An 18,508-nucleotide genomic window follows, 5' to 3' on the forward strand; every position below is an offset into this window, starting at 1 on the left:
CATGTCCCATCTCTCCATCCTGCCCACACTGGTTAAGGATCTCGATCTACTGGCTTCAGCTTTGCGTGCTGAGGGTTTTGTTGTGGAGCTCGAAGGTCAGCTCAGTTCCTTCGGCACGGCGCACAACGTGGCTCTTGCGGCTACCCATTCCACGGGATTTGCCTTGGGCTGGATCTGGAACCGCAACCACGACTCCCTCGATGTGGTGGTGGATCTTGGAAGGCCTGCGCACCCCTTCCCTGTGGAGCGGGTGCTGAGCCTGGTTCTGCGTCGCTATGCCTTGCAACAGGCCCTTCGTGATGCCAACCATCAAAGCCTTGCTGTGGCCAGTGTTGATGAGCAGGTCACGTTGCTAACGCCAGCATCCGTCAGGAGCTGATGGCAGGCGTCAACATTCAGCTGGATCTCACCAGTCCGGGCGCTCAGACCATCGGTGTCGCGTTGCATTGGACACCACAACAGTCTGTGCAGACCCTGTCGCTTCCCGTCTGGACGCCTGGCTCTTACACAGTTCGCGATCCATCACAGCACCTCCACAGCCTCTCAGCCGTCCAGGGTGATCGAGTTCTGGACTTGGAACGGCGTTCCCCAGAACGCTGGAAGTTCAGTTGTGCCTCTGGCGAGCCGTTGTGCATTCACTACCGGCTCGAGGCCAGGCAGCTCACGGTGCGAACCAATCACCTAGATCCAGATTTTGCTTCACTCAGCCTCCCCGCAGTGGTGATGTTGGTTGAGGGCGAACGTTGGAATGAGCACTGCCTTCAGGTTTCCGTGCCAGAGCACTGGTCTGTGGCGGTTCCCCTTTCGCACGATGCGATCGGCTCGGTGTATCTGGCCAAGGACTTCGATCAGCTTGTGGATGCTCCGGTTCATGCCGGCACCTTTCATCCCGAGCGCCTCTGCGTGCGCGGGCATGATCATGAATTGATCCTGATCGGATCCCCGCCGTCGGGCTGGCCTGCTCGTTTCAAGCACGATCTCGAGGCTGTTTGCACAGCCGTCTGTGATCTCGTTGATTCAGATCCACCAGCTGAACAGGATTATCAGCTCGTGATCCAGTCTTTGGAAGAGGGGTATGGAGGCTTGGAACATGACAACGCCTCTGTGATGCAGTTTCCCTGGCCGTCCCTTCAGGAGTCAGGCGGTTATCGCAAGCTTCTGCAACTTGTCGGCCATGAATATTTGCACCAGTGGAATGTACGGAGACTCCGTCCCAGCGAGTTCATTCCTTATCGCTACGACAGGCCCGTCATCAGCGATGGCCTCTGGTTCGCAGAGGGAGTCACGAGTTACTTCGATCTTGCCCTTCCCCTGCTTGCTGGACTCTCCTCTCGCCTTGATCTTCTCAAGGACCTAGGAGCAGATCTTTCCCATGTGCTGCTGAATCCCGGGTATGCCATTCAATCGCTTGCCGACAGTTCGAGGGAAGCGTGGGTGAGGCTCTACAAGCAGACGCCTGCGAACGCTCACAGTCAGATCAGTTACTACCGGCTGGGAACAGCGTTGGCCTTTTGCCTTGATGTTCATCTGCGTCAATCGCAACACTCTCTGGCGGACGTGTTGCGATGTCTCTGGAAACGCTTCGGTGTGCATGGAAGGGGTTACCGGCGAACTGATTTGATCGGCTGTTTCACCGAGTATTCCAAAGAGCTTGAAACACATTTGCCGGATTGGTTGGATGGTCGTTCTGCACTGCCGATCGAGGCCAGTCTCCAGATGATTGGCCTGTCACTCAATCCTGTGCGTGGCAAAACGCCCTCGGCAGGCTGGCTAATCCGTGAGCGCCAGGGGCGTGTCTGGATCGATCGCACCGAAGTCGATGGTCCTGCTCAACGGGGGGGATTGGTGGTGGGAGATGAACTGGTCGCTCTGCGCGGCTGGCGATGCAGCTCAGTGCAGCGTTGTTCAGATCTTTTGCAGGGCGACTCGATCCTCAAGGTGATCTACAGCCGTAGGGGTCTGCTCAAAACCACGGAACTCTCACTTGACGATCCAGGGGTGGACCGACATGAACTGGCCTGGGATCCTGGTGCATCCCAGGCTGCACGTGCTCTACGCGATCAATGGTTCGCCTTCCTCTGAGAAAGAACCTGTCAGCCGTCTTGAAGCGGCTGCATCGCCCCGGTGTTGGGATCGTCCTGGTCAGCACGGCAACACTGTTCGTGCTCGTGTCCCTGGTTGGTATCACAGCAGAAAAAGACAGTGGGGCGAGGCGCCCATCTCTGCTTGACCTTCTCAATGAAGTCGGCAAGGACAAGGATTCCGGCCAAGGCATCGACGGTGAGCCACCCCTTCCTCCCAAGGCCTTGTCCTGGTCCTCCCCGTTGGCACGCCAGTGTTCCGGTATTGATCCGAGCGTGAGGGAGCGTTTGCTGCGACGCAAACGCTCCCTTGCTCAAGAGCGGAAAAACATCCCCGCCGATCCAAGCAACTTCGGAAGTCGCTATCGACGCAATCCATGGGGGCAACCACTCAACCCCGATCCGAGGGTGGTGGTTTTGCACGAAACCGTGTATTCACTAGGGTCTGCCATCAACACGTTCCTGACGCCTCATCCCCGTGATGATGATCAAGTGAGTTATCACACCTTGATTGGTTTGGATGGCTCAATTGTGGATCTTGTTGACCCACTTCAGCGCGCCTTCGGTGCTGGTTACTCGGCATTCCTCGGTGAATGGGCTGTCACCAACGCCAAATTCAAAGGCTCAGTGAATAACTTTGCGCTGCATTTGAGTTTGGAGACACCCGAGGATGGTCATGACAATGACAATCGTCACAGTGGATATACCCCAGCGCAATATGACGCCATGGCTCTTGTTCTCGACGAATGGATTGAGCGCTTTGGGTTTCAACCCGCAGCCATCACAACGCATCAGCATGTGGATCTTGGCGGCGAGCGTGCGGACCCACGCAGTTTCTCCTGGGCTGACCTTCAAATCCGTTTGGCAGCTCTTGGAAAGCTTTGTCTCTGACGAATCCTTCGTAAAGATTTCGATTAGATGAGATAAGGCTTCTCCGGCTGGCGAGCGCTGTAAATCAGGCCATGCAAGGCAGGATCTTGCATGTAGCGCAAAATCCTGGCTGGATAATCAAGTTTGCCGTTATGCAGATAGGCCAGGGTGGCAATGGCCTTCGCATCCACATAAGAGCGACTTGCGATCAAAATCGATCCTTGGTCAAGACCGAGCTCGTTCTTGATCCTCGACAACTTTGCTGCCAGCAGCTCGATGTTGGCATCGGGGTTCATCAGCAGATCACGTGCTTCGCTGATCTGCTCAGAGGTCGGTTCTGCAGGAAGCCGGCCCTGATGGATCAGTTCACTGATCCCGAGCTGTGCCGGACCATGGGTATCAACCAACCCTGAATGCACCACAAAGGGAAGATCTTCGCCAGGCTTGGAATGTTGAATCTCATCGAAGAGAATGGCCGTGATCAACATCGGGTTGACGCGATGGCGGAAGGCTTCGCGCTGAATCACAGGTTTCAGACCCCGCAACCTTGAGAGGGTGTTGGCGCGCAGCGGCTGCAGCTGATCCATTCCTCTGGTGAAGAGCTGAGCCAGAGGGGTCTGGGGACCATGCACCCCGAAACGGCGCTGCAGGAGTTCCAATTCCTCCGCACTGAAGTCAGTTGGGTCAGGATTGGACTCACCCACTGTTGACTCAGCCTGTGCATCCTTTGAGGAACTGGATGCAATGTCCGCAATAGAACTCGGAGGCAATGATGAATGAAAAGCCACGGAGGTGGCTGCCAGTGCAGCGGCAGCGCAGAGCAACCCACGCATGGAGACAACCCGAGCAGGAGACCTGTCAATGGACATGCGTCGAGATTAGCGGCGGTATTCCAGTTGATGGGCAGCCAAGCGGTTTGTGGATACCTTCAGTGCGTGCATGCACCTCGTGATGAGCTTCCCGGATTTCAGCGCCACTGACACCCAGATTCAATGGCAACGCTTCTGTGATCTCCTCTGGTACCACGACGATCTCGGTTTCTGGCTGGACGTCAGCCGTATGCATCTCAACTCCGCAGCGTTGGACGAGCTCACTCCCCCACTGGAGCAGGCTTTTGAAGCGATGAAAAAGCTTGAGGCCGGTGCCATCGCCAATGCGGATGAGAACCGCCAGGTGGGTCACTACTGGCTTCGCAATCCCCAGTTGGCGCCAGACCAAGCCGTCGGTCAACACATCGCTGCAGAAATCAACGACATCGAGCAGTTTGGAAAAGCTGTGATCAGTGGCGAGATCAAGTCACCCACAGGCCAGCCCTTTACGGACGTTCTCTGGATTGGCATTGGCGGAAGCGGTCTTGGTCCCCTGCTGATGGTCCGCGCCTTGCAGGACACCGGAAATGGGCTGCCCTTCCATTTCTTCGACAACGTCGATCCCAATGGCATGAGCCGGGTGCTCGGTGAACTTGGCGATGCCCTGCGCACAACTCTTGTGGTCACGGTCAGTAAGTCAGGTGGTACGCCCGAACCCCACCTGGGAATGGAGCAAGCCCGTCACCGGGTGGAGTCTTTGGGAGGCAATTGGCCGGGTCAGGCTGTCGCCATCACCATGGCCAGTAGCCACCTGGATGAGCAGGCCTCGGAAGAGCAGTGGCTCAAACGATTTGACATGTTCGACTGGGTGGGCGGGCGTACGAGCATCACCAGTGCTGTGGGCCTGTTGCCTGGTGCACTGATCGGCAGTGATATCCAAGATTTCCTGGCCGGAGCCGCTCAGATGGACGAGGCCACCCGCTTCGCTGATGTGCGACGCAACCCAGCCGCTCTGATGGCAGCTGCTTGGTATTCCGCCGGAGATGGGAAGGGCAAACGCGACATGGTGGTGCTGCCTTACCGCGACCGGCTGGAAGTCTTCAGCCGTTATCTGCAACAGCTGGTGATGGAGTCCCTCGGCAAGCGCCTTGACCGCAGTGGTGCCGTTGCCCATCAGGGCATCGCTGTCTATGGCAACAAGGGTTCAACAGACCAGCATGCCTATGTGCAGCAGCTCCGCGATGGCGTGGATAACTTCTTCGTCACCTTCATCGAAGTTCTGGGTGATGTTGAAGACATCCCTGAAATCAATGGTGAGCGTCCCGGTGACTTCCTTGACGGTTTCGTGCAGGGAACCCGTTCTGCGCTCACCGAAGGTGGGCGACAAAGCTTGAGCATCAGCATGCGCACATTCGACTCCCGCAGACTCGGTGCACTCATCGCCCTGTTTGAACGCGCTGTTGGTTTCTACGGCGAGCTAGTCAACATCAACGCTTATCACCAGCCAGGAGTCGAGGCGGGGAAGAAGGCTGCCGCTGCGATCCTGAAACTCCAGAAGCAGGTGGAAGAGGTGCTCAGCGATGGAACGTCCCGTTCCGTGGTGGAGATTCAGCAAGCGATCGGTGAGGGATCCGATGAAGCCATCTTCTGGATCCTGCGCCATCTCACTGGAAACAACCGTGGATACCAGGCTCAGGGAACTTGGGACAGCCCGGCGTCCCTCCGCTTCGTCAAGGGCTAAGCAGGGTCAGGACGGCACCAGATTGACAAGCTTCCCCGGAACCACGATCACGCGCCTGGGAGGCTTTCCTTCCAGCCAGCGCTCCGCCACTTCACTCGCCAAAGCCAATTCCTCCAATTTTTCTTTGCTGCAGTCAGCCGGAACGCTGATCGAACCACGCACCTTGCCTTTCACCTGGATCACAAGGTCCACGGTGTCTCGCACTAATGCAGAGGGGTCATGGTTCGGCCATGGCTGGTTGTGAACGCTGTCTTGGCCGCCGAGGCTGAACCAGAATTCCTCTGCCAGATGGGGGGCAAAAGGAGCAAGAAGGCGGATCAGCGCTGAGATTGCTTCAGCCTGAACACCCCTTGATGCTTCAGCGAGCGGTCCTGAGAGGGCATTGGATAGTTTCATCAACTCCGAAATCGCCGTATTGAATTGGTACTCACCCGTCAGGTCGTCACTGACGGCTTCGATGGCGGTGTGCACTGCGCGACGAATCTCAGACTCTTTTTCAGACAGGCCTGAAGCTTCTGTAACAACTTCTGGTGCTCCCAGAAGCTGATCCTGGTGATCTGATCGCACGTTCTCGATCAGCCGCCAGAGCCGTTGCAGAAATCGGAACTGACCTTCAACGTCTGCATCGTCCCATTCCAGATCTTTTTCAGGGGGTGCCTTGAACAGAATGAACATCCGAGCCGTGTCAGCGCCGTAGCGGTCGATCACGGCAGCGGGATCAACACCGTTGTATTTCGATTTCGACATCTTCTCGAACAGCACCTCAAGATCGCCGCCATCCACTGGGTCTTTGGGTTCGCTCTCGTCTCTGACTTCCGAGGGCGCCACATACCGACCCGTGCGGGGATTGCGGTACGTCACACCCTGGACCATTCCTTGAGTAAGCAGACGCTCGAATGGTTCTCGGATGTTCAGTAATCCACGATCACGCAGTGCTTTGGTGAAGAAACGGGAATACAGCAGATGGAGGATGGCGTGTTCAATACCACCGACGTATTGCTGCACGGGCAGCCAGCGCTCCACAGCATCAAGATCAAACGGACGCTCCGTGTTGTGCGGATCGGCAAAACGAAGGAAATACCACGATGAGCACATGAAGGTGTCCATGGTGTCTGACTCCCGTCGGGCGGGTCGTCCGCAGCTTGGGCAATCCACACTCACCCAGGACTCCAGGGAGGCCAAGGGTGAACCTCCTCTGCCTTGAAGATCCACATCCTTGGGCAAGGTCACCGGAAGCTGATCCGCCGGCACGGGCACAGCGCCGCAGTGATCACAGTGAATGACTGGAATCGGACACCCCCAGTAGCGCTGACGCGAAATCAGCCAGTCCCTCAGCCTGTACTGGCGTTTGGGCCGAGCCCAACCCAGTTCCTGACCGTGAGCAGTGATCGCCTGCCTGCCATCGTCGCTGGACTGGCCATCGAAACGACCGCTGTTCACAAGAATCCCAGGGCCTGTCCATGCCTCGCCATCGCTGAGATGTTCGTTGGCACCAGCAGCCTGGATCACCCGTTTCAGCGGCAGTTCATAGGTGCGTGCAAACAGGAAATCGCGTTCGTCGTGAGCTGGGACACCCATCACGGCTCCGGTTCCGTAACCGGCCAGGACGTAATCGGCGATCCAAATCGGAATTGATTCGCCGTTGGCCGGGTTCACTGCTGTGGCCCCAATGGGTACTCCGCGCTTGGGACGATCATCCGCAGTGCGTTCATCAGCACTCAGCTCTCCCACCAGATCTCTAAAAGCAGTGACGGCCTCTCGTTGTTCTTCCGAGGTGAGAGCTTCGACCAATGGATGCTCAGGAGCCAGCACCACATAGCTGACTCCATGCAGCGTGTCGGCCCTTGTGGTGAAGACTGTGATCACTGCATCGTCGTGATCGCTGACGCGGAAATCAATCTCCGCTCCGATCGAACGACCGATCCAGTTCGCCTGCATCGTGCATACCCGTTCGGGCCATCCGTTCAGCAGATCAAGATCGTCAAGCAGTGCGTCGGCGTAATGGGTGATCCGCAGGAACCACTGCCTGAGATTTTTCTGCTCGACAAGAGCGCCGGAACGCCAGGAGCGTCCCTCGCTGTCAACCTGCTCGTTGGCCAGCACGGTTTGGTCGACAGGATCCCAGTTAACGGTTGCATCTTTCTGGTAAGCCAGCCCCTGGTCCAGGAGTTCCAGAAATAACCACTGGGTCCATCGGTAGTAATCGGCATGGCAGGTGGCTTGCTCCCTGGACCAATCGATCGACAGTCCCAGACGGGCAAGCTGGGCTTTCATCTGCTCGATGTTGCGGTCAGTCCAAATCCCTGGATCGACCTGACGCTCAATCGCTGCATTCTCAGCAGGAAGTCCGAATGCATCCCAACCCATGGGATGAAGCACGGCATCACCACGCATGCGCTGAGCCCGGGCAATCACATCGGTGATCACGTAGTTGCGCACATGTCCCATGTGCAGGCTTCCTGATGGATAGGGAAACATCGAGAGGGCATAGAACGCGTTCTGACCGGGCTCCGGTGGACGCGTTGCATACAGGTCGCTGTGCTGCCACTGGCTCTGCCAGCGCTGCTCGAGCGCAATGGGGTCGTACCGATCCGGACGTTCAGAAGCCGTTGCGGTGGCGGAGGAGGACTTGGAGGCCGTCACGGCACGAAAACACCTGGGGCGATCGTGACACAACCAGGGATCGGATTCGGCGGGTCAGATCAAGGTGCGGATGGTGAGCACTGACTGACGATTGATCAGGATTGGATCGGATGCGTCATCGCGTTGCATGGCCAGGTAGAGGGGGTCCTGCCATGAGAGACGGCCGTCGACGCGTTTTCCGTCGCTCAGTTCAATACTGAGAGTTCGCTGGTCGCGGATCCAGGATTGAAGAAGACGGATTCCGGGAAGACTCGGATCAAAGCTTGTCGGCTCCATAGGATCACTCAGGGGTAACGAAGCGCCATGCTGCAGTTCAGTAAGTACCAAGGTCTCGGCAACGACTTCATCCTGGTGGAAGGTCGCGATGGCCGGCTTCCTGAGGGCATCTCCGCTCCCGATTCTGACTGGGTCCGTAGTGTTTGCGACCGTCGCTTCGGCCTCGGAGGCGATGGCTTGATCCTTGCGCTGCCTCCGCAGGGCCAGGGAGAACTGCGCATGCGCATTTTCAACGCCGATGGTTCAGAGGCTGAAATGTGCGGCAATGGAATTCGCTGCCTCGCCCGCTTCCTTGCCGATAGTGATGGCGATTTGCCTGGACGGAGCTGGAAGATCGAAACTCCAGCTGGTCTCATCATTCCCGAGCTTCAACAAGACGGCCAGATCCGCGTCGATATGGGTGCCCCCTTCTTGAAGCCCGAGATGGTTCCGACGCACCTGAGCCCAGATGAAAACGGCCTTCCTCGTGGTGAAGTCACCCGTGAAGGACTCACCCTGTCCCTCGCAGCCGTGGGGATGGGGAATCCACATGTAGTGGTTCCCGTGAACGATCTGGAGGCGATTCCATTTGAAGCACTTGGCGCACAGCTGGAGTGCGACCCGCTCTTCCCGGCGAAAACCAACGTTCACTTTCTCAAAGTGCACAGCCGTCAGCATCTTGAGATTCGCGTCTGGGAAAGGGGTGCTGGTCCAACCCTGGCCTGCGGGACCGGTGCCTGCGCCACTTTGGTGGCTGCTGTCCTGCTTGGATTCAGCGACAACGAGGCAACCGTGGTCCTTCCAGGCGGTCCGCTGGGCATCAACTGGCCTGATCAACAGGGGTCGGTCTTCATGACCGGACCCGCTGTAGCTGTCTTCGACGGCGTGATGAATCCAGAGCTGATGCCTGAGGGGCGTCCCCCAGAGATGGCTGCGGAACCCAAGCCCTCGGTTTCTTCAAATCCTCCAGGCCTTGACTGTGCCAACGACTGCAAGGAGGGCTGCCGGCAACCTGATCGTTGTTTGCGTGAGGAGGCACAGGCAAGGGTCCAGGCGTTCCTGGAATCCACTTCGCTGGATTCGATGATCAATCTCGCCGGAGATTCCCTCGAGCAGCGCACCCTGTCACGCACTCAACGTGATGGTCAGAGCTGACGCGACGCCCATCTACCTCGATGCCTGTGCCACGACACCTCTGCGACCGGGTGTGCAGCAGAGGATGTTGGATGTTCAAACTCAGGCCTGGGGCAATCCCTCCAGCCTGCACTCCTTTGGGATTGCAGCATCGGAAGCCCTGGAACGCACAAGGGTTGAAATCGGTGCACTGCTCGGCGCAGACCCCGATGAAGTGCTGATCACCTCAGGAGCCACTGAATCCATTCATCTTGGGATCCGGGGCTTGGCGTCGTCCTTCCCGCCAGGACGGATCGTGATCTCCGCTGTCGAGCATCCAGCCGTGACGGCGGCGGCGCAGGCGCTGACCCCCTTGGGATGGCATGTGTCAGTGGCCCCTGTCGATTCGCAAGGACTCATCCAACTGGATCGATTCGAAGAGCTTCTCCGCCCACCCACGCGCCTGGTGTCTGTGATCTGGGGACAGAGTGAGGTGGGCACGCTTCAACCTCTTCAGACGATCGGCACTCTTTGCCGTCGGTACGGAATTCCCTTCCACACGGATGCCACCCAGGTGATCAGCCAGGCCCTTCCCGACTGGAACTCCCTGCCTGTGGATTTACTCACCGCGTCAGCCCACAAATGTGGGGGGCCCAGAGGTGTGGGCCTGCTTCTGATTCGTCGAGCCTGGAAACAGCAACTCAACGCGCTGTTGACAGGGGGCGGTCAGGAGAACAATTTGCGCAGTGGAACTGAATCCGCTGTGTTGGTGGCTGGAATGGCTGAGGCCCTGTCGCAGATTCAACGATGTGACCTGGATGGGCTGCCTGACAGCGGCGATGGCATCCGACGAATTAGGGATGAATTGGAGCTGCAGCTCTGTCGAACAGCTGGTGTCGCAACGATTGGTCAACCTCATCAACGCCTCCCTCATCATTTGGCTCTGGTGCTTCGCGACCATTCAGGCCAGCCGTTGTCTGGTCGGCGAATGGTGCGCGTTCTCGATCAAGAGGGGCTGGCCGTGAGCAGTGGAAGTGCCTGCTCATCAGGGCGTGACACGGATAGCAGGGTGCTCACAGCGATGAATATTCCCCGGGAAATGAGACGTTCGGGCCTGAGGCTCAGCCTCGGGTTCTGGAACACGTCCAACCAGATCGAGAGCATCATTGAGCGATTTGAACGTGCGTTGCTGGCTTGTGCTGAAAGCTGATCGAGCGATCGCAGTACGCTCCGCCAAAGTTGCATTGATGGCTCGTGAGCGCTGTTCTTCCCGCTGATCTTCTCGAGGCTGAGCAGCGCACGATTGCAGCGTTGGAGTCTGTGCTGGGTGGGGTTCGGCGCGGACGCTGGATGGTGACCTGGCGGTTCGAAGGCCTGCGGGTCATGGGTCCGGCACTGCGTCTGGCAAGAACGCTTAAGGAACGCAGCTGGCCGCTGCTGGTGGCTTTTCCCGATGCTGGCGCGGCGGCTCTCGCTAAACGCGATGCGCCTGATCTCGCCGGTTGTTGCGTTGATTTCATGCAGCTGCAGAGGGATCCGGCCTGGGCTAACCGAGGCGAACTGTTGCTGCTGATTGGTGCCCAGCCAAGCGACTACGAAACTGTTGAAGCGATCTGCAACCTGTGGAAAGAGCCTGTTGTGCTTGTGAATGGACGGCTCGAAGATGCCGGGGTCGGCATCGGCAGTGTGGCCCGTTCCAGACGCCGCGGTTTTTTGGCCACCTGGTCAAGCGCATTCCATCTAGAGCCCCTCGCGCAAGGGGCACTGCTACTGGAACGTCAGAAGGAATGGGAACTGTTCCGCTGTGATCCCGATGGATACCGTTGGATTCATCGGTTCGAACAACGTCCTGACCCTGAGCAGATCGATGCAGCCGTCAGTCCATCAGTGGATGGATTGCGCCAGACATTGGGTGCTGTGGATCGGCTGATTGACGATCTCAGAGGTTGATCACAGGCCGTAACACTTTTAGGGTGCAAGCTCCCTCGGAACTTCATGGGCATCAAGGATCGTTTTCGCTCCCTGTCAGTGATTGATGCCGCTGCCGCTCTTGTGGCAGTGGCAGCCGTCGCTGGTGTGCTCTGGAGCCCGAAACTCAGCAACACGATTGCCAGAGCAACAGGCTCCGTGAAGCCGGTTCTGGTGAGTGTGGATGTCCGCAATTCGAGTTCTGCAGACCCTGATGGCCTGATCAAGCAGGCCATCGATCGCGGTCGAACCAACCTTGTGATTCGCAATCAGCCTGCCGGCAGTGCGGAACTCATTCGTGTGGATGACATCAGCAGGAAGCTCGTTGCTGTGCAACCTGATGGACGGGTCGTCTCTGCTGTTGATCCGAATCGTCAGAACCAAGGAATCCTCGACGCTCGATTTGTTCTTCGAAGCGAAGCCACCGTCACCCCCTCAGGTGTGGTGATAGCAGGCACAAAGCTCAAGGTGGGAACGCCCGTCGAACTCGACGGCCGCCTTTATCGGCTGAATGGAATCGTCAGCGGGATCGACCTGCAATGAACACACGCATCTGCCCTTTCGTGCTTTTGGCAGCAACGCTGCCAGCTGGCGTCCAAGCCGAGGTCATTCCCTTGATCTCCCCTCCGGCTCCTGAGACCCAGCAACCGCTCCCTGAGCTGCAAAAAGCGCGTTCCTGTCAGCCCCTGCAATCGGCGATCCAGGCCAATCTCGGTTCTGAGCCCAGGGTGTGGTCTGTCACGGTGCTGAACAGTGATGGGGATTTACTTGGGGATATCAATGGCTCCATCGCTCGTATCCCCGCCTCCAATCAGAAACTGATCAGCACGGCTTACGCCCTGGATCGTCTTGGACCCGATTTCCGGCTGAAGACTCGCCTGATCCAGCGACCTGATGGCTCCATGGAGCTGAATGGAGAGGGGGATCCCGACCTTGGGATTGCCGGTCTGCAGCGCTTTGCGCTCGCAGCTCTTCGTCAGGGTGGATCCCGAGGGGTGACATCGGGCCCGGTCAACTTGATGGTGCGCGAGGAGCCAAGGCGGAATTGGTGGCCGAGTGACTGGCATCCTGCTGACCGTGGTTATGCCTACGGGGCACCCATCACGCGGCTGGCCCTGACCAGCAACGCCGTTGGTGGTGCCGTCAGCGATCCCTACAACCGACTGCAGCGGTTGTTTCAGAAAGAGGTGCAACGGAGGGGTGGTGCCGTGCGCATCCAGCAGGCCCAGCCTCTGAGCATGGCTGAGATCTCCAATCGAGGCGATCGGGAGGAGATGGTGGTTCTGCATGAGGAGACTTCAGCGCCCATGCATGCTTTGCTCAGTCTCGCCAACACGGAGAGCCACAATTTCACAGCTGAGGTGTTGATGCGTCAGGCGGCCGACCTCTGGGACGTGAAGGCTGCATCCAGAGCGACGGAACGCTGGATGTGGGAACAGGGTCTCCCCGTTCAAGGGCTGCGGGTTGCTGACGGAAGTGGGCTGTCCAGGAACAACAGGGTCACCAGCCAAACCATTGCCGCTTTGCTGATGCGTATGGATCAGCATCCTTACGCTCCCTACTACCAGGCCTCCATGGCCATTGCCGGACAACGGGGCACACTCAGAAATCTCTACAGAGGCACTCCCATCGATGGACGCTTCCGAGGGAAGACGGGAACCATCAGCGGCGTGCGCAGCATCTCCGGAATCCTGCAAACCGCTGATGGGCCCCGTTATGTGAGCATGATCTCCAACGGCTCGACCCGGCCGAACACGGTGATCGGTCAGATTCTGCGATCCGTGCTCAAATTCAGCCCGTGCCCTTCATCTGTCGCACCCGCGATGCTGCACGGCGGGCGCGGCTGATCGGAACAGCCTTCGAGTCGCTTGTTTCATTGATCGGAGCTTCAGTGCGTCCTGTCTGAATCTTCACCAATTCCTGACGGCCAGCCAACACCACCTGAGCCATCTCTTTTAAGCGCTGTTCGAGCTCACCGAGGGTTTGTTCCGCATATCGGTTGGCACCGTCCTGAACGGTGGAAGCTTCCTGGCGACTCCGCTGAATTAAGGACTCGCACTGCTGTTGGGTCTGTTGACGGAATTGCAATGCATCCTGATGCAAGCGTTCGGCTTCGCCCTGAGCTTCCTTCTGAAGCCTCAAGCCTTCATGACGGATTTGATCGAGCTCCTGCAAGGACTGAAGCCGGTTCCGCTCATGTTGTTCGCTGAGCTGACGTTTCAGTTCAATCGCTTCCTGATCGAGCTGCTGACGGCGCTGCAATGCCTCTTGTTCCAGCTGCTGTCTGCGAGTGGCGTACTGCTGCTCCAGTTGGGCCTGCTTGGTTTGCATCTCCTGTTCCATCTGGGCGGACTGGTGACGCGCGGTCTGCAGAAGCTGCTCGCATTGCTGGCGAACCTGTTCACGCATCTCATTCACCTGTCGCTCAGCTTCCTGACGGATGGAGGCTTGAGACACGAGCTGTTCGCGTTGCTGTTGAGCATTCGCGACGATCTCGTCAGCTTGGGAGCGAGCCGTGGCGATGAACTCATCGCGCTTCTCCAGCAGCTGATCGGCTTGAGCAACTTGGGAGGGCATCGCTTCGCGAACCGCGTCTAACAGTTCGACGGCATCCTGCTCGTTCACGAGCCTCCCACCGCTGAAGGGAATACGGCTTCCCTCGAGCATGATCTCCTCGAGCTGATCGAGCTGGTCGAGTACGGAGAACCGGATCTCGCTCATCGCGACGGGGGGGCGAAAGCCGAATTAAAGAACCTCGCAAGGTCTTCCGCCACCACCCGCGGCACCATGTGGTCGACTGCACCACCGAAACGAGCCACTTCTTTCACGACCGAGCTGCTGAGAAAGCTGTAGTGGGCTGACGTGGTGAGAAAAATGGTTTCGAAATCCGGATCGAGCGAGCGATTGGTGTGAGCAATCTGAAGTTCATATTCGAAATCGCTCATGGCCCGGAGTCCACGCAAGATGAGGCGTGTGCCTTGTTCTTTGGCACAGGCCACCGTCAGCCCATCGAAACTAATCACGGACACATTGCCGAGGTGCTGGGTGGAAGCGGTGATCTGGTGCAGACGCTGTTCGAGGGGAAACGCTGGGGACTTCCCAGGATTCTGCAGAACAGCAACCACCAGTTCATCCACAAGGGATGCCCCTCGCTCAATGAGGTCAAGATGCCCAAGGGTGAGAGGGTCGAAGCTGCCTGGATACAGCGCTTTCATCCGATTGATGTCGCGGTCCGGGCGGATCCTATGCACATCGGTCTCTTTAGATTGGCCGCATGCCCACCCTGATTGAGCAACCGGAACGGCTCGAACAGCGCCTCAAGGAGATTCCCACCGAACCCGGCTGTTATCTGATGCGGGACGGGGACGACCGCCTTCTCTACGTCGGTAAATCAAAGAGCCTGCGCAGTCGCGTGCGCAGCTATTTCCGCAGCAGACACGACCTGAGCCCGCGCATCCGCTTGATGGTGCGCCAGATCTGTGACATCGAATTCATCGTGACCGACAGTGAGGCCGAAGCTCTCGCTCTCGAGTCGAATCTGATCAAGAACCAGCAGCCTCACTTCAATGTGTTGCTCAAAGACGACAAGAAATATCCCTATCTCTGCATCACCTGGAGCGAAACATATCCGCGCATCTTCATCACCCGTCGTCGCCGCTTCCGTAGCCCACTCGATCGCTTCTATGGCCCTTACGTGGATGTGGGTCTGCTCAGGAGAACGCTCTTTCTCGTGAAGAGGGTCTTCCCGTTGCGGCAGCGACCCCGTCCATTGCATCCCGACAGAACCTGTCTCAACTTCAGCATCGGTCGTTGTCCAGGTGTCTGCCAGGAAAAGATCAGCTCTGAGGACTACCACCGAACGTTGCGCAAGGTCGCAATGGTGTTTCAGGGGCGTAGTGATGAGCTGCAGACGTTGCTGCACCAGCAGATGGATCGTTACGCGGAACGGCTGGATTTTGAGGCTGCCGCAAAGATCAGAGATCAACTGCAGGGGCTGGACCAACTGACTGCTGACCAGAAGATGAGCCTGCCTGACTCCTCGGTGAGTCGTGATGTGATCGCCATGGCCGGGGATGAACGTTTGGCAGCAGTGCAACTGTTTCAGATGCGGGCTGGAAAGCTCGTGGGTCGTTTGGGCTATCTGGCGGACGCATCCAACCAACCGCCCGGACTAACGCTTCAAAAGGTGATCGAAGAGCACTACAGCCAGGTGGATTCCGTTGAAATCCCTCCGGAACTTCTAGTGCAGCATTTCCTCCCTCAGCAGACACTGATTGAGGAATGGCTCTCAGAACAACGGGAACGCAGGGTTCAAATTCACTGCCCAAAGCAACGTCAGAAAGCGGATCTGATCGAGCTGGTTCAGCGCAACGCCGACTATGAGTTGCAGCGCGCCAAACAAGGTCAGGAACAGCAGGCTCTGGCAACGGAGGATCTGGCCCAGCTCCTTGAGCTTCCAGTGCCACCGAGACGAATCGAGGGCTACGACATCAGTCACATTCAGGGGAGTGATGCCGTTGCATCCCAGGTTGTCTTCATTGATGGTCTTCCTGCTAAGCAGCATTACCGCAAATACAAGATTCGCAGCAGCAGCATCCGCGCTGGTCACAGCGATGACTTCATGGCCATGGCGGAGATCATGCGCAGGCGTTTCCGGCGATGGGCTCGGGCCAAGAGAGAGGGTGTGGATGTGGGAGCACTGCGTCAGAAAGGCGGCAGCGCTTTGCAGACCGATGGACTCAACGACTGGCCTGATGTGGTGATGATTGATGGAGGGAAAGGTCAGTTATCGGCGGTGATGGAGGCGTTAAGGGAACTGGATCTGCACGAGGACCTCACCATCTGCTCTCTGGCCAAACAACGGGAGGAGATTTTTCTGCCTGGGGAAAGCCAGCCGCTCGAGACTGATAGGGACCAATTGGGAGTCGCCCTGCTGCGCAGGCTCCGCGATGAAGCCCACCGTTTTGCCGTCAGCTTTCATCGTCAGAAGCGTGGGGAACGCATGAAACGGTCGCGCCTCTCGGATATCCCCGGGGTAGGACCGAAGCGGGTGAAAGACCTGCTCGCCCATTTCCATTCGATTGATGCCATTCAATTGGCTTCGGTCGAGACCCTTGCCAAGGCCCCCGGCGTGGGGATCGCTTTAGCGCGCGATATCCGCCGGTTCTTCCACCCCGAAGAGGACACAGAGCAGGATGGAGCGGTTCAAGTCTCGGAGCCGATCAGCCGATGATCCGCGTTCTGCCGTTGATCCTCTGTCTGATCGGCATGGTTTCAGGCGCCTGGTTTCCCAATCCTGCTTACGCCTCACCAGGACTCTGTACGGGTCCTGTTTGCGCTGATGACATCACCAGAAGTGCAAAAAACCACTGGCAACTGGTGCTCAAATTGAATGATCAACAGGGACATCGTGAAAAGGTGGTGATGAACTGCCTCGCAGGGCAGCTGAGCCCGAGCTCCGGCCCCGTGGATCGGGCCTATGCCACCGCCCTTGGCCGCAGGGCCTGTCGGTTGGCCGGTGAGGGCCGCTGACAATGGAGATCACCCTGGTATTCCCCCATCAGCTGTTTGCGGACCATCCGGCCATCAGCAAGGGGCGTCCCGTGGCCCTGATCGAGGACCCACTCCTCTTCGGCACGGATCCGCAATGGCCGATCCGAGTGCACAGGCAGCGCCTTCTGCTGCACAGGGCCTCAATGACGGTGTATGCGGAGACGTTGCGGGGTAAGGGTTACACCGTTTTCCATCGCCGCCATCACCAAGCGAGCACCACCGAAGATCACCTTCAAGCCCTGCTGGAATCTGGGTTCGTCAGCTACCACCTGGCTGATCCGCTCGACCACCTGCTCGAGAAACGCTTGCGGCGGTTCGTGGACCGCACGGGGGGAGTACTGCAGATCCTGGACTCGCCGATGCTTCTCACTCCGGCTTCGATGGTTGAGGAGCACTTCGCCACCGGCCGCAAACCCTTTATGGCCAAGTTCTATGAGCATCAGCGCCGGCGGATGGGGTTGCTTCTCGACGGCGACGGAGGACCGCTTGGGGGCCAATGGAGTTTCGATGCCGACAATCGCAAGAAGCTCCCAAAAGGGATCAGCGTTCCAGCCGAGCCCTTTCATGACAGTGGTGCCGAAGTCGAACAAGCTCGTCGAGAACTCGAGGCTGAGCACTGTCCTGGCATCGGCAGCTGGGAGCCCTTCGGTTACCCGATTCGGCATGAGGATGCGGAACGATGGTTGCAGACGTTCCTTGACCATCGCTTCCGTGACTTTGGTGCTTATGAGGATGCGATCAGCACCCAGTACCGGGTGATGTGGCACAGCGTTCTCACGCCGATGCTCAACGTGGGTCTGCTAACGCCACAACAGGTTCTTGACCGCACCCTCGAGCGTGCTGCGGACGGTGACATTCCTCTCAATTCTCTGGAGGGATTCATTCGTCAGATCGTCGGATGGCGGGAATTCATGGCCGTGATGTATCGCCGGCATGGTGTGGTCATGCGCAACAGCAATTTCTGGGAGTTTGAGGACAGACCAATCCCTGACGCCTTCTACACCGGGACAACGGGACTTCCTCCGGTTGATGACGCCATCAGCCATGCCCTGAGCAGTGGCTACTGCCATCACATCGAACGGCTGATGCTGCTCGGCAACATCATGCTTCTCTGCGGCTTTCATCCCCAAAGGGTGTACCAGTGGTTCATGGAGCTGTTTGTCGACGCCTACGACTGGGTGATGGTTCCGAACGTCTTTGGCATGAGCCAGTTCGCTGACGGAGGGCTCTTCACCACCAAGCCCTACCTCTCAGGCTCGAACTATGTCCGCAAGATGTCCGACTACAAAAAGGGTGGCTGGTGTGATGTCTGGGACGGTTTGTTCTGGAGTTTCATCAAACGGCACGAAGACTTCTTCCGAAAGCAGTACCGACTGGCGATGATGGCGAGGAATCTTGATCGCATGGATCCAGGCACGCTCCTGAATCACCAGCGTTGTGCGTCTGGGTTTCTTGACGGGCTGGTCTGAACCCTG

17 protein-coding genes are annotated in these 18,508 nt (G+C 57.9%); 12 read left to right on the forward strand and 5 right to left on the reverse strand.

From position 1 onward, the window contains the following. Nucleotide 1 precedes the first annotated feature (1 nt). The 3 genes from SynMEDNS5_RS06180 to SynMEDNS5_RS06190 are packed head-to-tail and all read left to right on the forward strand — an operon-like array spanning nt 2 to nt 2,972. Nucleotides 2–379 carry a DUF1257 domain-containing protein gene (locus tag SynMEDNS5_RS06180; protein WP_186585699.1) on the forward strand — a complete coding sequence of 126 codons (378 nt, stop codon included), beginning with the start codon at nt 2–4 and terminating at the stop codon, nt 377–379. Beyond that, entirely contained in the window at nt 379–2,082 is a 1,704-nt protein-coding gene (locus tag SynMEDNS5_RS06185) for a M61 family metallopeptidase (protein WP_186585700.1), read from the forward strand. Before SynMEDNS5_RS06180 ends, SynMEDNS5_RS06185 begins: the two co-directional genes overlap by 1 nt. Continuing rightward, on the forward strand, nt 2,064–2,972 hold the full coding sequence (locus SynMEDNS5_RS06190) for an N-acetylmuramoyl-L-alanine amidase (RefSeq protein WP_186585701.1): 909 nt from the start codon (nt 2,064–2,066) through the stop codon (nt 2,970–2,972). Before SynMEDNS5_RS06185 ends, SynMEDNS5_RS06190 begins: the two co-directional genes overlap by 19 nt. Nucleotides 2,973–2,995: 23 nt before the next feature. Here SynMEDNS5_RS06190 and SynMEDNS5_RS06195 read toward each other — a convergent pair whose 3' ends face one another. Continuing rightward, nucleotides 2,996–3,820 (reverse strand): helicase DnaB, encoded by an 825-nt coding sequence (locus tag SynMEDNS5_RS06195; protein WP_186585702.1) that lies wholly within the window; start codon nt 3,818–3,820, stop codon nt 2,996–2,998. A gap of 82 nt (nt 3,821–3,902) precedes the next feature. On the opposite strand from SynMEDNS5_RS06195, the gene SynMEDNS5_RS06200 reads away from it, so the two are divergent. Continuing rightward, a complete protein-coding gene (locus SynMEDNS5_RS06200) occupies nt 3,903–5,501 on the forward strand; it encodes a glucose-6-phosphate isomerase (protein WP_186585703.1) in 1,599 nt (532 codons plus the stop codon). A 6-nt stretch (nt 5,502–5,507) separates the two neighbouring features. On the opposite strand, the gene leuS is transcribed toward SynMEDNS5_RS06200, so the two are convergent. Both leuS and SynMEDNS5_RS06210 read right to left on the reverse strand, forming a co-directional pair. Then, nucleotides 5,508–8,144 carry a leucine--tRNA ligase gene (gene leuS, locus SynMEDNS5_RS06205; protein ID WP_186585704.1) on the reverse strand — a complete coding sequence of 879 codons (2,637 nt, stop codon included), beginning with the start codon at nt 8,142–8,144 and terminating at the stop codon, nt 5,508–5,510. Nucleotides 8,145–8,198: 54 nt separating this feature from the next. Then, the gene (locus tag SynMEDNS5_RS06210; RefSeq protein ID WP_186585705.1) at nt 8,199–8,420 is read right to left on the reverse strand and encodes a hypothetical protein; all 222 of its coding nucleotides are present in this window, start codon (nt 8,418–8,420) and stop codon (nt 8,199–8,201) included. Nucleotides 8,421–8,447: 27 nt separating this feature from the next. On the opposite strand from SynMEDNS5_RS06210, the gene dapF reads away from it, so the two are divergent. The 5 genes from dapF to dacB are packed head-to-tail and all read left to right on the forward strand — an operon-like array spanning nt 8,448 to nt 13,327. Next, entirely contained in the window at nt 8,448–9,554 is a 1,107-nt protein-coding gene (dapF, locus tag SynMEDNS5_RS06215; protein ID WP_186585706.1) for a diaminopimelate epimerase, read from the forward strand. After that, a complete protein-coding gene (locus SynMEDNS5_RS06220) occupies nt 9,541–10,722 on the forward strand; it encodes a cysteine desulfurase family protein (RefSeq protein WP_186585707.1) in 1,182 nt (393 codons plus the stop codon). The genes dapF and SynMEDNS5_RS06220 overlap by 14 nt, the downstream gene beginning before the upstream one ends. A gap of 44 nt (nt 10,723–10,766) precedes the next feature. Beyond that, complete coding sequence (locus SynMEDNS5_RS06225) at nt 10,767–11,462, forward strand: DUF1995 family protein (protein ID WP_186585708.1); 696 nt, start codon at nt 10,767–10,769, stop codon at nt 11,460–11,462. Nucleotides 11,463–11,507: 45 nt separating this feature from the next. After that, nucleotides 11,508–12,023, forward strand: coding sequence for a DUF4330 domain-containing protein (locus tag SynMEDNS5_RS06230; protein ID WP_186585709.1), 516 nt, complete (start codon nt 11,508–11,510; stop codon nt 12,021–12,023). Beyond that, on the forward strand, nt 12,020–13,327 hold the full coding sequence (gene dacB / locus SynMEDNS5_RS06235) for a D-alanyl-D-alanine carboxypeptidase/D-alanyl-D-alanine-endopeptidase (protein WP_186585710.1): 1,308 nt from the start codon (nt 12,020–12,022) through the stop codon (nt 13,325–13,327). The genes SynMEDNS5_RS06230 and dacB overlap by 4 nt, the downstream gene beginning before the upstream one ends. Here the strand turns inward: dacB and SynMEDNS5_RS06240 are convergent. Beyond that, nucleotides 13,272–14,201, reverse strand: a complete 930-nt coding sequence (locus SynMEDNS5_RS06240) for a hypothetical protein (RefSeq protein WP_186585711.1) — start codon at nt 14,199–14,201, stop codon at nt 13,272–13,274. The two genes, dacB and SynMEDNS5_RS06240, sit on opposite strands and share 56 nt — an antisense overlap. After that, complete coding sequence (gene coaD, locus SynMEDNS5_RS06245; RefSeq protein WP_186585712.1) at nt 14,198–14,695, reverse strand: pantetheine-phosphate adenylyltransferase; 498 nt, start codon at nt 14,693–14,695, stop codon at nt 14,198–14,200. Before coaD ends, SynMEDNS5_RS06240 begins: the two co-directional genes overlap by 4 nt. Before the next feature lie 59 nt (nt 14,696–14,754). On the opposite strand from coaD, the gene uvrC reads away from it, so the two are divergent. The 3 genes from uvrC to SynMEDNS5_RS06260 are packed head-to-tail and all read left to right on the forward strand — an operon-like array spanning nt 14,755 to nt 18,502. Continuing rightward, the gene (uvrC, locus tag SynMEDNS5_RS06250; RefSeq protein WP_186585713.1) at nt 14,755–16,713 is read left to right on the forward strand and encodes an excinuclease ABC subunit UvrC; all 1,959 of its coding nucleotides are present in this window, start codon (nt 14,755–14,757) and stop codon (nt 16,711–16,713) included. Next, entirely contained in the window at nt 16,710–17,012 is a 303-nt protein-coding gene (locus SynMEDNS5_RS06255) for a hypothetical protein (RefSeq protein WP_186585714.1), read from the forward strand. The genes uvrC and SynMEDNS5_RS06255 overlap by 4 nt, the downstream gene beginning before the upstream one ends. Before the next feature lie 2 nt (nt 17,013–17,014). Further along, nucleotides 17,015–18,502 (forward strand): cryptochrome/photolyase family protein, encoded by a 1,488-nt coding sequence (locus SynMEDNS5_RS06260; protein WP_186585715.1) that lies wholly within the window; start codon nt 17,015–17,017, stop codon nt 18,500–18,502. Nucleotides 18,503–18,508 lie beyond the last annotated feature (6 nt).

Origin of the sequence: Synechococcus sp. MEDNS5 (assembly GCF_014279875.1) — a bacterium.
In the GTDB taxonomy this organism is placed as follows: Bacteria; Cyanobacteriota; Cyanobacteriia; order PCC-6307; family Cyanobiaceae; genus Synechococcus_C.